Annotated in this window: 13 protein-coding genes; 4 read left to right on the forward strand and 9 right to left on the reverse strand. The window is 39.0% G+C overall.

Annotation, left to right across the window (positions count from 1 at the left end; genetic code table 11):
• Positions 1-7: 7 nt before the first annotated feature.
• Genes ACFX5U_RS13265 through ACFX5U_RS13275 form a run of 3 tightly spaced genes read right to left on the reverse strand, consistent with a single transcriptional unit; the run spans position 8 to position 1992 of the window.
• Complete coding sequence (locus tag ACFX5U_RS13265) at positions 8-853, reverse strand: hydroxymethylglutaryl-CoA lyase (RefSeq protein ID WP_400261022.1); 846 nt, start codon at positions 851-853, stop codon at positions 8-10.
• A complete protein-coding gene (locus ACFX5U_RS13270; protein WP_400261023.1) occupies positions 846-1382 on the reverse strand; it encodes an acyl-CoA dehydrogenase family protein in 537 nt (178 codons plus the stop codon). The genes ACFX5U_RS13265 and ACFX5U_RS13270 overlap by 8 nt, the downstream gene beginning before the upstream one ends.
• Before the next feature lie 19 nt (positions 1383-1401).
• Complete coding sequence (locus ACFX5U_RS13275; RefSeq protein ID WP_400261024.1) at positions 1402-1992, reverse strand: acyl-CoA dehydrogenase family protein; 591 nt, start codon at positions 1990-1992, stop codon at positions 1402-1404.
• Between the two features lie 151 nt (positions 1993-2143).
• Here ACFX5U_RS13275 and ACFX5U_RS13280 point away from each other — a divergent pair, with 151 nt between their 5' ends.
• On the forward strand, positions 2144-3316 hold the full coding sequence (locus ACFX5U_RS13280; protein ID WP_400261025.1) for an acyl-CoA carboxylase subunit beta: 1173 nt from the start codon (positions 2144-2146) through the stop codon (positions 3314-3316).
• Between the two features lie 25 nt (positions 3317-3341).
• A complete protein-coding gene (locus ACFX5U_RS13285; RefSeq protein ID WP_400261026.1) occupies positions 3342-3752 on the forward strand; it encodes a carboxyl transferase domain-containing protein in 411 nt (136 codons plus the stop codon).
• 122 nt (positions 3753-3874) lie between these two features.
• Here ACFX5U_RS13285 and ACFX5U_RS13290 read toward each other — a convergent pair whose 3' ends face one another.
• The 3 genes from ACFX5U_RS13290 to ACFX5U_RS13300 all read right to left on the reverse strand — a co-directional run bounded on the left by ACFX5U_RS13290 (position 3875) and on the right by ACFX5U_RS13300 (position 6972).
• Positions 3875-5797 (reverse strand): acetoacetate--CoA ligase, encoded by a 1923-nt coding sequence (locus tag ACFX5U_RS13290; protein WP_400261027.1) that lies wholly within the window; start codon positions 5795-5797, stop codon positions 3875-3877.
• Positions 5798-5924: 127 nt separating this feature from the next.
• Positions 5925-6659 (reverse strand): flavin reductase family protein, encoded by a 735-nt coding sequence (locus ACFX5U_RS13295; RefSeq protein WP_400261028.1) that lies wholly within the window; start codon positions 6657-6659, stop codon positions 5925-5927.
• Positions 6660-6666: 7 nt separating this feature from the next.
• On the reverse strand, positions 6667-6972 hold the full coding sequence (locus tag ACFX5U_RS13300) for an FAD-binding oxidoreductase (protein WP_400261029.1): 306 nt from the start codon (positions 6970-6972) through the stop codon (positions 6667-6669).
• A gap of 278 nt (positions 6973-7250) precedes the next feature.
• Here ACFX5U_RS13300 and ACFX5U_RS13305 point away from each other — a divergent pair, with 278 nt between their 5' ends.
• Complete coding sequence (locus ACFX5U_RS13305) at positions 7251-8210, forward strand: helix-turn-helix transcriptional regulator (RefSeq protein WP_400261030.1); 960 nt, start codon at positions 7251-7253, stop codon at positions 8208-8210.
• A gap of 6 nt (positions 8211-8216) precedes the next feature.
• On the opposite strand, the gene ACFX5U_RS13310 is transcribed toward ACFX5U_RS13305, so the two are convergent.
• Genes ACFX5U_RS13310 through ACFX5U_RS13320 form a run of 3 tightly spaced genes read right to left on the reverse strand, consistent with a single transcriptional unit; the run spans position 8217 to position 11952 of the window.
• Positions 8217-10052, reverse strand: a complete 1836-nt coding sequence (locus ACFX5U_RS13310) for a heme ABC transporter ATP-binding protein (protein ID WP_400261031.1) — start codon at positions 10050-10052, stop codon at positions 8217-8219.
• A gap of 2 nt (positions 10053-10054) precedes the next feature.
• A complete protein-coding gene (locus ACFX5U_RS13315) occupies positions 10055-11089 on the reverse strand; it encodes a FecCD family ABC transporter permease (RefSeq protein WP_400261032.1) in 1035 nt (344 codons plus the stop codon).
• 8 nt (positions 11090-11097) lie between these two features.
• The gene (locus tag ACFX5U_RS13320) at positions 11098-11952 is read right to left on the reverse strand and encodes a hemin ABC transporter substrate-binding protein (protein ID WP_280566834.1); all 855 of its coding nucleotides are present in this window, start codon (positions 11950-11952) and stop codon (positions 11098-11100) included.
• 335 nt (positions 11953-12287) lie between these two features.
• On the opposite strand from ACFX5U_RS13320, the gene ACFX5U_RS13325 reads away from it, so the two are divergent.
• Positions 12288-14609, forward strand: a complete 2322-nt coding sequence (locus ACFX5U_RS13325; RefSeq protein ID WP_400261033.1) for a TonB-dependent receptor domain-containing protein — start codon at positions 12288-12290, stop codon at positions 14607-14609.
• Positions 14610-14624: the final 15 nt, after the last annotated feature.

The following is a 14624-nucleotide window of genomic DNA, read 5'->3' on the forward strand; positions in this document are numbered from 1 at the left end:
CTTGATTTTAAGATATTATTTTAATAAACTCACTACTTAAGGTCAGTATTTTATCCTCATATTTCCCTTCGAAATAGCCCAATAAATCTTCCGTCGGAATGTTACCGACCAATTCATCTTCTGCAAATGGACAACCACCAAACCCCAGAATAGCGCCATCAAATTTTCGACAGCCTGCTAAGTAAGCCGCATTAATTTTTTCAAGACTACTCCACTTTGGTGAATGAAAATGGGCACCGATATTCAAGGCAGGAAATTGTAAAATAGCCTGTTCAAAGAGCTGTGTTATCTGCGGCAATGAAGCCTCAGAAGTTGTATCTGCGAACGAGAACTCGACAACACCCAACGCTGCAATTTTCCCCATCCAATCTAGAACTAGCTCATTGCTCCAATCATCACCAAACGGATTTCCAAAAGCCATTGAAATATAGACGACCATTTCTTTTTGATGGCTCATGGCCATCTCCACAATGCCTTTCAAACGTTCAAATGAATCCGCAATGGATGCATTTGTATTGCGTTGTTGAAAAACCTCTGATATCGAAAAGGGATAACCCAAATAGGTGAGATTTTCAGATTTCACTGCACGAGAAGCGCCTTGTTCATTGGCAACAATAGCCAATAATTTAGTTTTATTAGATGGATACAACTGTTCCAGTACTTCTTCCGTATCTACAAGCTGCGGAACAGCCTTTGGCGATACAAATGACCCACAATCAAGCCAATCGAAAAGTTCACTCTGCAAAAGCATATTTAAATACTTCACTTTTTTTTCCGTCGGAATAAATCGCGATATACCCTGAATGGCATCTCGTGGACATTCCACCAAAATTATATCTTCTCTTTTAGGCATCTTTTTGAATCTCTCTGGAAATCACCATCTTCTGAATACTAGAAGTGCCTTCCCCAATTGTACATAATTTTGCATCTCTAAAAAATTTCTCTGCAGGGTAATCTTTTGTAAAACCATAACCACCAAAGATCTGCACCGACTCATTCGATACGGAAACCGCAGCTTCTGAAGCATATAACTTAGCCATCGCTCCGATTTTAGAAATACGCTCTCCTTTATCCTTCATATAGCCCGCCTTACGAGTCAATAATTCCGCAGCCTCAATGTCAGTAGCCATTTCAGCAAGCTTAAAGCCCACAGCTTGAAATTCAAAAATCTTCTGATTGAATTGCTCCCGCTCATTGGCATATTTCAACGCACATTCATAAGCGCCACGTGCTATACCAAGCGATAATGCAGCAATTGAAATACGTCCACCGTCCAGCAATTTCAATGCCTGAACAAAGCCCTGACCTTCCTCACCGATCATCTGCTCCTCATGAATACGACAATTGTCAAAAAAGAGACATGCTGTTTCTGAAGCACGCATACCGAGTTTGTTTTCTTTCTTACCGGCAGAGAAACCCTTCTGTTCCCTTTTCGATAATAAAAGCAGTAACTCCTTTCTTATCACCTTTGTCACCCGTACGAGCAAGTACAACAGCCACATCTGAACTAATAGCGTGTGTAATGAAGTTTTTAGAACCATTAAGCACAAAATAATCACCATCTCGAACCGCTACCGTAGCTAAGCCTCCAGCATCAGACCCCGAACCTGTTTCTGTAAGCCCCCAAGCACCAAGCCATTCTCCGGTCGCCAATTTGGGTAAATATTTTTGTTTCTGGCTGTCATTGGCAAAACTTAAAATGTGATTTGTGCACAACGAATTATGTGCTGCCAACGAAAGGCCAATTGAACCGCATACTTTGGAGATCTCATCCAAAATAGTAATGTATTCCTGATATCCAAAACCAGAGCCACCATACGCTTCAGGAACAATAATACCCATAAAACCATGCTCACCTAATTTCTTAAATAAAGCCACAGGGAATGTTTGTGACTCATCCCATTCCATGATGTAGGGACGAATATGAATTTCTGCAAAGTCTCGAGCACTTTGGCGGATCATCATCATTTGTTGTTCATTTTCAATAAACATAAATGTTATCTTTAATTTATAATTGGAATTCTGTTATTTACAATAATAACAAAATTATAAGACCTTTTTTTAGACAAACTCAAAATATAATGTTAAATTTATCACATATTATCAAATCCTTAATTTGACAAGCTTAAAATCCAATTATAACATGAATGCACTACTTGTAGAGTTAGAACAAAAGAGAGCACAACTTCGTTTGGGAGGTGGTGAAGATAAAATCAAAAAATTAAAAGCTAAAGGAAAGTTGACCGCTTGGGAACGTATCGAATATTTACTCGACAGCAACAAGAAGTATATCGAACTTGCCCAATTTGCGGGAGATAATATGTACAACGAAGAAGGCGGTTGTCCAAATGCTGGCGTTGTATGTGTACTTGGGTATGTAAAGGACGAATTATGCGTCATTGTCTCCAATGATGCGACAGTAAAAGCAGGTGCTTGGTTTCCGATCAGCTGTAAGAAAAACCTACGCGCTCAAGAGGTCGCAATGGAAAACAAGATTCCCATCATCTACTTGGTTGACTCCGCTGGAGTTTTTTTACCTATGCAAGATCAAATATTCCCAGATAAAGAGCATTTTGGACGCATTTTCAGAAACAATGCTAAAATGTCGGCCATGGGTATACCACAGATTGCTGCCATCATGGGAAGCTGTGTTGCAGGAGGTGCTTACCTACCAATCATGTCCGATTACGCATTCATCGTTGAAGGAATGGGCTCCGTATTCTTAGCTGGCCCCTACCTCGTTAAATCGGCTATAGGAGAAACTGTAGATGCTGAAACACTAGGTGGTGCAAGTACTCATTCTGATATCTCAGGGGTAACAGACAATAAGTTTCCAGATGAAGCAAGTTGTCTAGATGCAATAAAAGGCGTTATGGATAAACTTGGTGCACATCCAAAAGCAGGTTTTAATAGAAAAGAAGCGAAAACCCCCGTAAGAAAAACCGAGGAAATAGCACAAATACTACCATTAGACCGTACCAAACCTTATTCCATGCACAAACTCTTAGAAACTCTGGTTGATGAAGGAAGTTTTGAAGAATATAAAAAGGACTATGGCAAAACGATAGTTTGCGGATTAGCACGCATAGACGGATGGGCAGTTGGTATCGTAGCCAATCAACGCGAAATTGTGAAAGCAAAAAAGCCTGCTGGTGCCATTGAAATGCAGATGGGTGGTGTTATTTACAGTGATTCGGCAGATAAAGCTGCACGCTTTATCATGAATTGTAACCAACAATTGATTCCTCTAGTTTTCTTACAAGATGTGACCGGATTTATGGTCGGCAGTCGATCAGAAACAGGGCGGTATAATTAAAGATGGTGCTAAAATGGTCAATGCCATGGCAAATTCCGTAGTTCCAAAATTTACATTTATAATCGGGAACAGCTATGGTGCCGGAAATTATGCGATGTGTGGAAAGGCATATGACCCTCGATTAATCTATGCGTGGCCTACCGCACAAATAGCCGTTATGAGTGGTGCAGCAGCTGGCAATACTTTATTGCAAATTCAAGAATCAGCATTAAAATCCAAAGGGGTTAACATATCTGAAGAAGAAAAAAACAACTTGCTGGATGATATCAAAAAACGGTATAAAGAGCAACTCAGCCCATACTATGCCGCCGCAAGAATATGGGTGGACGGCGTAATTAGACCTGATGAAACCAGAAACGTAATCAGCCTTGGTATAGAAGCTGCCAATCACAATCCAATAACAGAACGCTATAATGTAGGCGTAATACAAACCTGATTAGTACAGCCTATATAACGGGTATTTTAGTTGCTCTAACCTTAATGAGATGGAAGTAATAAAAAGGTCCAGACAAAAAAACTGGACCTTAAATCTATAGTAAACCTTTAGGTTAAATAATACTAAACTTTGTTATTCAGTGTATTTATCCAAAAATCTAAAGATTTCGAATCTTTTAAAACATCAAGACTTATAGCTTTTTCCACAGGGGTTCCCATCATGATCTTCTTTACAGGAATTTCCAGTTTCTTACCACTCAGGGTATAAGGGATTGCAGGTACCTCCAAAATTTCATCAGGTACATGTCGAGGACTATAGCTTTTTCTCAACTGTAACTTAATGGCCGATTTAAGATTTTCCGTCAACAGCATTCCATGCTCCATTTTCACATACAACGGCATCGTTGATGTCCCATCATCATGATCCAAACAGATGATTAAACTATCAGCTATTTCTGGAAATGTATTCAGCACATTGTATATTTCAGCCGTACCGATGCGAACCCCACCCCTATTCAAAGTCGCATCAGAACGACCATATACAATAATACCCTGATGCTCCGTAAACTTTATCCAATCACCATGGCACCAAACTCCCGGATATTTCTCAAAGTAACTCGTATGATATTGCACATTACCATTATCATTCCAAAAATATATGGGCATAGAAGGCATGGGCATCGTAATCACCAATTCGCCAACCTCATTCACTACGGACTCTCCATTTTCATTATACGCTTCGATCTTTGACCCCAAAGTTAGGCATTGGATTTCTCCTGCATATACCGGAAGCATAGGGTTTCCAGATAAGAAAGCACTACAAACATCGGTACCCCCACTTAGCGAAATGATTTGCGTCTGCGGAAACTGCTTTTGCAGCCAAGAAAAAGTCTGCGGCGGAAGCGGAGAGCCTGTAGAACCAATTGTTTTGGGTTGAAAGCGCGGTTGTGTCAGCTCAGCATGCTGACTTGCAATATAATAAGCAGCACCAGCTCCCACATGGTCGATTTTATATTCTTCAATAAAATCCCAAAAAGACAATTTTTCAGGATACACCAATGCCCCCTCATATATACAAAGTGTAGCCCCAAGCAAGAGAGATGATAAAGCATAGTTCCACATCATCCATCCTGTGGTCGCATACCAAATAAAGCGTTCACCTTCCTGCACATTTTGATGCAAGCCCAAAGCTTTAAAATGCTCCACCAATATCCCTCCACAACTATGTGTTATCGCTTTGGGTTTTCCTGTAGTCCCTGAAGAATATAAGACCCAAATTGGATGGTCAAAAGGAACTGCCTTAAAAGTTAAAGGTTGTCCCGTATCCTGCGATAGAATACCCTTCCAAACTTCTCCCTCCACAAAAACAACATCTTGCACTAAAGTCTCTAAACTAGAACCCAAGGCAGTCATGGCGTCCTTAATATTAAACAATTTACCATTATACGAGTATTGTGCATCAGCGAATAAGAGCTTGGGGGTCACTTGAGCAAATCGCTCCAAAACACTGGCCTGTCCAAAGTCGGGTGAACAACATGACCAAATAGCCCCAATGCTATTCACCGCTAAAAATAACGCAACAGAGGCTGGGCTATTTCTCAATACAGCAACTACGCGGTCGCCTGACGCTATTCCCTGACCCAAGAGGTATTGTTGCAATGAGCGGACCATTCTCTCTAGGGCTTCCCAAGAAACAGCCTGCAGAGGCTTATTTTCCTCTTTAAACAATAGTGCTGGTCGTTGGGTAGTAGCCTTACGAAAAATATGCTCCGAATAGTTCAGTGTGCCGTCAATAAACCATTTAGAACCGATAAAACCTTGTGAAGATGATTCAAAAATCTGTTGATAAGGATGATGGAACTGCACATCAAAAAACACAACGATATCTTCCCAAAATTCTTCTTTTTGCGATACCGACCAGTCCCACAGTTCGGAATAGGCCTCTAGTTTTAGATGCCTTTTCTGAGCTACAAATTGCTTAAATTGGTACAGTGAAGACTCTTGTTTATAGGTCACAGAGGGCTCCCATAGTAAATTACTCATCATATCCGATTCATTTGGTTTGAATCAAATCTAATGAAAATTACACAAAAAAACATCAGGTCAATCCATTGATTTAAAAAGAAATGAGCATGACCTTCTTACACAACCATGCCTTACTTTAGTCGTAAAATCAATACACGTCCACCACCGTGCCCTCTTCAATAGGATGAGCCGTACATAGCAAAATCCGCCCATTATCAACCTCGCGATCAGTCAATACTTCATTGTAGTCCATACGTACTTTACCCTGCGAACAATTTGATATACAGGTGCTGCACATACCCGACTTACAGGAATAGGGTAACTTAATTTTATGTTCAAGACCTACGTCGAGGATGGATTTATTGTAAGGAATCATTAAATCATAACTTTGTCCCTGAAAATTCAACTTAATGGAGTAACTCGTTTTATCAACCTCCTTTTCCGTTTCGTCATCATCATCCTCTTCATTTTCAGGAAGTAAAAATGTTTCCCGCTTTATTTGCGATTCTTCAAACCCCATTCCCAATAAAGTAAAACGGCATAAATCCATATATACAACAGGTCCACAAGTATAAAACAAAACTTCTTCAGGGCTAACTGGCATATGATTCTTAAGAATAGAAAAAATGTAATCCCTATTTAATCTAGCCGTCATCAAGTGTTTACTGTTTGAATAAATCCAAATAATCTGCAAACGATCCGGATACTTTGCAGCCCATTCTTGTAATTCTTCTTTAAATGGAGTCACTTCAGGAGAACTATTACTATAGACCAATACAATCTTGGAGTTATTCTCTCGAACCAATGCGGTCTTCAGAATGGAAAACAATGGCGTAATACCGATACCTGCAGCGAATAAAAACACAGTCCGATTCGTATCCACAACAGGCTCATAAGTAAATAACCCCTGCGGTTTCTAATGCATGAACGACATCACCTTGCTGAATCTTATGGTGTAAAAAACGAGAGATTTCACCATTCTCAACCCGTTTAACTGTAATGCTCAGAGGTTCATCGACATCAGGGGAACTGCTAAACGAATACGACCTCCTCACCTCTCGATCTCCAAATTCAAAGGATAGTGTCAAAAACTGACCGGCTTTATAAGTAGGGAAATCTCCTGAAACAGATTCGAAATCAATGGTTACATTTTGATTTTCACGTGTGATAATATTCGTAATTTTTAGCTTGTGCATACACCAAAGATAAGACACAACCATAGTTTTATCAAATCAAAAATAACAATAGCCCATAGGCTGAAAAATAGAATTCAGTCTCCTATCGAATATGCGACAACAACCCATTGGATATAAATCAAATAGCATTAAAAACAACCATTGGGATAAAGTTCTCTGTTATGCTTTTCTCCAAGCATATTGGTTTGTAGGCTGCTAAACGGGCATAGTCATCTAGAAGTCCAATTTGAGCTATTTAATTTAGATTTATTATAAATAATGTATATTTGTATTAAGGTATGATTATAAAAGCAAAGATAAAACAACATAATGAATGGCTATTTTGGGAAGAACTTCCTGAAATAAGCTCCATCAATACCACTTTATCTGAGAAACATATTGCAATCAGTAAAAACCCCATTAATATCAGTACGTATCAGATTTTAAGTAGAGGCTTATTTGTTCTCTGTGCTGATATGCATGTCTCCGCTCCTGTTGATATCATCTCAGAAATCGAAGGCGAAGCTGTTGTCAGTCAGTTCATCCTCAGCAAGTCAGAATCCGTACAAGGTTTTACTTTTAGCAAACATAATATACGCTATATCCCTTCTCTGTATGAAGAACATCCCATACAGAGCAATCAAGATTTCTTATACTTCATGGTCATTATGACACCTGAACTCTATCAGAACATGATCAGTATCCATACTCCACTTCATCTGGAATTTAAAGAAAAAATGAAAGAAAAAAAGGTGATTTCTATTGTAGAAGAGGATCTATATGTTACTACAGAAATGAAGGCTCTCATTGATGATATCCGAACCACAACCAACAAAAACGAATTGAAACAAATATTTGTTAATGCGCGCATCCTCGAACTGATTATGCTTCAATTTGAGCAATTTAGCTTCATAAGTGATAAATTAACCGATATTCTAAAAATTGAAGATGTACAGAAGCTAGAGGAAGCACAACGTATTCTTCGCAATAACTTTATGAATCCGCCGACTCATAAGCAATTGTCAAAATTAGTTCTCTTGAATGAATTTAAATTGCGTAATGGATTCAAACAACACTTCGGTACAACAATATACAATTACATCACTCGAATACGCATGGAAGAAGCGAAGCGTCTCATTTTGAATGAAAATAAAAACATGTATGAAGTAAGCACTATCGTAGGCTTCAAGCATCAAGCCAGTTTCACGCATGCCTTTAAAAAATATTACGGCTTACTCCCCTCAGAAATAAGCCGTTAGTCTATATTAATTTTCTATTTTTTGTACTTGTAGCAGTGATCTCCAAGATTCCAACTCGGGAATACCTGGTTTTCGCTTACCAAAAAGTTGAACAATCAGATTTCCTTTTTTGTCGTACACTTCCAATGCATGCACATCGCCATCTGTCGATGGTTTACGGACCAACCAGATTTGATCGATTGCGTCTGTATTGAGGTGCAGATTGAAATTAGTATCTAGCACATTAAACCAATTGTCCATCGTTACCAGTTTAGTGATAAGACCAGAGTGTATTTGAATACATCCTTTATTACTCACAAAAACCATCACAGGAACTTCTTGCACTGAAGCTTGATTCAATATTTCAAAAAATCTATCTGCTGCCAATTGTTCGGCAAACCCATCCGGTGCTAAGCGTAAAGCCTGTGTACGCTGCAGGTTATGTTTCCTCAAAAGGCCAAAAAATTCGTGACTATCTTTCATTTTTAGCCAATCCTCTTGAAATTGATCGATGTGAATTTCAGTATCTGGAACGGAAATATCACTTAATGCTGTAGGTGCCTGAATCGTAAAATACGATTGGTCTTCAGCGCGGTAGGCATGCACTAATTCTTCATAAACATGAATGCTGTCCGACTCCTTTGTTAAGTAAACTTTATGAACCGCCAACCCTGCTGTATCAAAAAACTGAACACTCCACAGGTCTTTGACTTTGACAGCAAATGAATATGCCCAACTTTGGATAAAGATGCGCAGATCAATATCATCATTATGAAAGAGTACTACATGCCCCTCGTTAGAAGGCGTAGGGTAAATCCCTTTTCGCTCGTGTACACACGCATCATTGCGCGTCAGCGCCATGACATGCCCTAAACGAGGTAATTCCTGCAGAATAGCCCATATATCATTTTTTAATAAAACGACGTCATCAGACAATTGTGTTAATAAGAGTTGTGCCTCGCTTACAGCAAGCGCCTTGGCACAGTCATATATCCTTGCCTTTGGGTTGTCTTTTTTATAACTTTCGTATTTTTCTTTTAATTCCATAGCCAATTCATGTTTATAATTTGAATTAAATCTTGCTGCCGAATAGTGTACCGTACAAGCCTGAACAGATGGTGTTAATGTTGCTATATCTGTTATCACTTTTGTTTGCACACCGAATACGGCATATATATTTTCAGGTTTGAGCACCTCTATTGGGGCTCCTTCCCACCACTTTCTTCCCGATTTAAGCATCAACACACGATCTGCATATTGCGCTACAAGATTCAACTCATGTAGAATGGCCACGACACTAAAACCTACAGCGGTCAAGGCTTTTGCAATCGCAAGCGTCTGATGTTGAAATTGAATATCCATACTAGCCACAGGTTCATCGAGCAAAAGCAAAACATCTTTTTGATCCCAAACTTGTGCCAGTACCCGTGCAAAATGCACACGTTGCTGCTCCCCTCCAGATAATTGTTGTATTTTCCTTTCCGCTAGATCTGCAACTTCACATATACGCATGCACTCCGTAATAGCGAGATCATGCTGCTCTTGAGAAGCTTTTAAATGATAACGTCCCATACGAACCACCTCCTCCACTGTAAATGCCATAGCCATACTATTGGATTGATGTAGGAAAGCACGTGCATAAGCCAACTCCTTCAGGGAATACGAACGTAAAGGTTTGCCTTTAAACAAAATCTCACCTTTATTGGGTTTCAGGTCGGAAGCAAGCATACGTAACAACGATGTTTTACCAGCACCATTTGCTCCAACAATTGCGTAAAATTCTCCTTTTTGAATAGAAATATCGATATCTCTTAAAATTGGGCGACCTTTAATTTCATATGACAATGACTGTACGTGTAGCATAATTAGATTTTATTCTTGTCTCTAATAAGGATAAATAGGAAAACTGGTGTGCCCAGCAATGCTGTAATAACCCCAATCGGAAGTTCCAATGGTTGGATTATAGATCGCGATAGTAAATCCGCAAGGGTCAGTACCAATGCCCCAGCAATACTTGAAGCAATCAATACATAGCGATTATCCACTCCACCTATCAATCTAATGGCGTGTGGTACCAATAGGCCTACAAAGCTGATAACTCCCGAAAAAGCGACAGCAGCCCCCACTGCCAAGGTTGAGAACAAGATAACAACAATTTTCAAACGGCTAGTATTGACACCCATCATTTCTGCTTGAGATTCACCCAAGGCAAAAACATTTAACTGCTTTGCAAAGAGAGGCAATACAATCAAAGAAAGCAATATACAAGGATATAGCACCTGGATATTACCCCATGATGCACCAGCCAAACTCCCAAGCGACCAAAAAGTAATCGAGCGCAATTGTTGCTCTGTGGCTAAATAACTTAATAAACCGGTTAATGACCCAGCAAATGCGTTCATAGCAACACCTGCTAAAAGCATCGTAGCAATATGCGACTTACCATTATTCATAGAGATACGGTAGACGACAAGAACGGTCAATGCAGCACCAATAAAAGCTGCAAACGCCAGTACATAATAACCCAAGCTGGCAGAAATAAGCGGAAGTAATAAACCTTCAAAAGAAATAACCAATGCCGCAAAAAATGAAGCCCCCGAAGATATTCCCATCAAACCTGGTTCTGCCAAAGGATTACGAAATATACCTTGAATAGCTGCACCACTGATCCCTAAAGCAGCACCTACTGCAACACCCATTAAAATTCTGGGTAAGCGTATTTGCGCTAAGACATTAACGGTCAGCTCATCAACACCGGAAGAAGCCTTTAATCCTATTTTATGAAATATAATAGAACAAACATCCCAGAATGAAACCGAAATCGACCCCATGCCCAGTGAGAAGATGACAATAATTAGGAGTAATATACTGAGTAAAAGATAAATTAAAGTATTTCTCATTACAGCAACTATTTCCCAAATAACTTTTCATGCAATTGCTGTATAGCTTGTGGCAGACGCATACTAAAACCATTTAATAATGATGCATCCATCGCAATGACGCGCTTATTTTTTCCTGCAGTAGTTAAATTAATACCTGGAAGTTTCAAAATGGCATCTTTACCACCTAAGCTTGACATTCCAAAATCAAACAATAGTATAACCTCGGGGTTAGCCTGCACCAATGCTTCGGTATTGTAAGTTTTATATCCATTAAAACCTTGCATCACATTTTGCGCACCAGCCAACTTAATGACCGCATCCACTGCAGTTCCTGACCCGGATACGCTCATAGCACCGGCACCACGAGCATATACAAACATCATTTTGGTTGCCTTCGTAGATTTTGCTTTCGCAACTGCCCCCTTAATATCTTTTGCCAATTGATCAGCTACTTGATTTCCTTTAACACTAATATTTAAAGATTGCCCTACTTTTCGAACTAAATCGGTAATACCGGCAGCAGAGAACTCTTGTTTAAACAGTACACATGGAATATTCAGGGTTTTAAGTTGGGCCAATACAGCTGAACTTACTTCTCCTTCAAAACCCAATACCATATCAGGACGAAAGGATGCAACTCCTTCAGCAGTGATTGATCTATTTTTACTTACTTTTGAAATCTGCTTTACATAACTCGGATAATCACTCGTGACATCGACAGCAACCAAATTTTCACCAAGCCCTAAAGCGTCCACAATCTCCGTTAAACTACCGCTTAAAGAAACAATCCTTTTAGGTGTGCCTACCTGTGCTATGGAAACCGTAGTACATAAACATAAAATCATTACGAGACCAAGGTTATTTATAATTTTCTTTATCATATCTATTCATTTATGAGTAGCAAAAATGGGCTTATTTAAACTAATTACAAATAAGGGTTTGTTTTCAGAATACACCTTAACTAATGCAGGCAACCTCATTAAAACACATTCAACTAACTGCTCTTCAAGTCATTAACACCTTAAAAACACTAATTCAGAAGACAAGGATACATCATAACGCACAAATATTAATACGGATAGCACAAATATTAATACAGAATGCATAAATATAATTTGGTATATTATAGAGATACTTGCATTATTATTTAGAATTATTACAAATAACATTGAGAACAACACCGCATCTTTTTCTGTTTATTAGTTTTCTATTCCTTATGGGAACAGCAAAACAGCTATTCGCGCAACAAAATGCGCAGTTTCAGGGATTGATATTTGATGAACAACAAACTCCCCTTTCAGGTGTTAGCATCCTGATTACACCTGACCATGCATTAACAAAATCAGACAATCAAGGTAGCTTTATATTACGAAAATTATTTACAGGAACTTACACCTATACGATAACTGCAATAGGATATCAAACAAAAACCGGAACTGTAGAATTACGCGCCAAGGACAAAAAAATCCACCACTTTCAACTCCAAAAATCAAATCAAGTATTAGATGAGGTAGCAATAACTAAGGAGCTACAAAACAGACCATCATTGATTGATTCTAAAAATTCTGCTATGCCGGTGACCATTATAGATAGAAAAGCGATTGAGTTAATGGGCAGTCGCCGCTTAGATGAAGTACTAAAAGAACAGACCGGAATAGCCATAGTCAGCAATACAGCTGGTGGCAATCGATCTGTTGGCGTACAATTACAAGGTTTTTCAAGTGAGTATGTGATGATCCTAATTGATGGCCAACCCATGCTGGGTAGAAGCTCTGGAAATTTTGACTTGTCACGTATCTCGGTATCCAATATCGAAAGAATCGAAATAATTAAGGGAGCATCCTCTTGCTTATATGGTAGTGAGGCATTGGGAGGTGCCATCAACATCATCACACGATTAGGCAAGGTAACCCCTCAGTTACATGCCAATGTTAATTATGGAAGTTTCCAAGTGCTCGATGCTACCATTGAAGGAGAATCATCATTTAATAAGAATAAGGGAACTGCTTTACTTTCAACCAACTACTACCGTACCGATGGGTTCAATACCAATAAAGATTATCAATCAAACGGTACAACCATTCCTCCTTACCAAACTTTTTCCATTCAAGGAAAAGTGAGACATCAGTTGAAAGACGATCAACATTTTATCGGAGCATCCGGACGCTATAATTATCGTCATTCGGATATGTTACGTGCTTATGGGTCCGACTATAGTACCCTTGATCAACAAAAAGAAACGGACATAAATGCTTCCCTATTCTATGATAGTCGCTGGAATGATCGCTGGAGATCACTATCTACTTATTATCTATCACATTATAGTTCCGACAACAGCGTAACGATGCAAGAAAGCAATGCGAATTTAACCTCAGATAATTTCACACAAATGGTTCATCGCTTGGAGCAACAGTTTGCATATCAATCCGATGACCTGAACATTACGATGGGTGTAGGCGGTGCATTAGAAGCCATGGAGGTAAAATCAAGCTTTGATTCCAAAGATCAAAACAACTTTTTTCTATACGCTCAAGCAAACAAAACATTTGGCTCAAAAACGACAGTAGTAACTGGTCTAAGATATGACCAGTCCCAAGGTTACGGAGGAAAATTGAATCCTAGCTTCGGAATCACCTACCAACTTCTTCCACAATTGGCATTAAAAACGGGGATTGGAACCGGATTTAAAGCTCCTGATTTCAAAACACGCTATCAAGTGTTCTATAATCCTGCCGCCAATTATTATGTTATAGGAAATGAGGTCTTACGCAGTACCATTGATGAAATGGATGCCAATGGTCAAATTTCAGAACGAAGGACTTACATCATCAATCAACTCGATCGCAATCTTCAAGCAGAACGGAATACCTCTATCAATGCGGGCATTACATGGAAACCAATGGCCAACACGACGATGGATGTGAATGTATTCCATCATCAATTAAGAAATCAGATCAACAGCATTCAAGTAGCTACGGGCATGCAAAATATGGCGATATTTTCATATCAAAATCTTCCGAAATCAGTGAATAAGGGATTTGATGTATCAATTTCAACAAAACCTTTAGAACAATTAACCATTAATGCTGGATATCAATATCTGATATCAAAAGACATAAGTATTGCAGATAGTATAAAACAAGGGAGCTGGCCATACAATTCATTATACGATGCTAAGACCGGTAACTCCTATACCCCTACTCCAAAAGACTACTGGGGATTAGAAAATAGATCGAGACATCAATTCAATATAGGAGCGATCTATCAGGCTCCTTGGAATATCACAATCAATGCACGTGCAAATTTCAGAGGAAAATATGCTTTTGGAGATGCCAATGGGAATCACTTCATTGACCGCTATGATGTTTTTGTCAATCAGCATGTTTTATACAATGCCACAATAGAGAAAAAATTTGACAAGCTCCCATTTACATTACGACTAAGCGGAGAAAATCTAAGCAATTATTTGAATTACTTAATCCCTGGACAAATGGGACGTAGCATCCTGATGGGGGTATCATATAGAATTACAAAATAAAAACACATGAAATAT

Origin of the sequence: Sphingobacterium sp. SG20118, from assembly GCF_044740685.1 — a bacterium.
GTDB lineage: Bacteria > Bacteroidota > Bacteroidia > Sphingobacteriales > Sphingobacteriaceae > Sphingobacterium.

Coding starts and splice junctions, on each gene's coding strand:
- ACFX5U_RS13315 (WP_400261032.1), bottom strand. CDS start 11,089: ATGAGAAATACTTTAATTTATCTTTTACTCAGTATATTACTCCTAATT.
- ACFX5U_RS13265 (WP_400261022.1), bottom strand. CDS start 853: ATGCCTAAAAGAGAAGATATAATTTTGGTGGAATGTCCACGAGATGCC.
- ACFX5U_RS13280 (WP_400261025.1), top strand. CDS start 2,144: ATGAATGCACTACTTGTAGAGTTAGAACAAAAGAGAGCACAACTTCGT.
- ACFX5U_RS13290 (WP_400261027.1), bottom strand. CDS start 5,797: ATGATGAGTAATTTACTATGGGAGCCCTCTGTGACCTATAAACAAGAG.
- ACFX5U_RS13305 (WP_400261030.1), top strand. CDS start 7,251: ATGATTATAAAAGCAAAGATAAAACAACATAATGAATGGCTATTTTGG.
- ACFX5U_RS13285 (WP_400261026.1), top strand. CDS start 3,342: ATGGCAAATTCCGTAGTTCCAAAATTTACATTTATAATCGGGAACAGC.
- ACFX5U_RS13270 (WP_400261023.1), bottom strand. CDS start 1,382: ATGCGTGCTTCAGAAACAGCATGTCTCTTTTTTGACAATTGTCGTATT.
- ACFX5U_RS13300 (WP_400261029.1), bottom strand. CDS start 6,972: ATGCACAAGCTAAAAATTACGAATATTATCACACGTGAAAATCAAAAT.
- ACFX5U_RS13275 (WP_400261024.1), bottom strand. CDS start 1,992: ATGTTTATTGAAAATGAACAACAAATGATGATGATCCGCCAAAGTGCT.
- ACFX5U_RS13310 (WP_400261031.1), bottom strand. CDS start 10,052: ATGCTACACGTACAGTCATTGTCATATGAAATTAAAGGTCGCCCAATT.
- ACFX5U_RS13320 (WP_280566834.1), bottom strand. CDS start 11,952: ATGATAAAGAAAATTATAAATAACCTTGGTCTCGTAATGATTTTATGT.
- ACFX5U_RS13325 (WP_400261033.1), top strand. CDS start 12,288: ATGGGAACAGCAAAACAGCTATTCGCGCAACAAAATGCGCAGTTTCAG.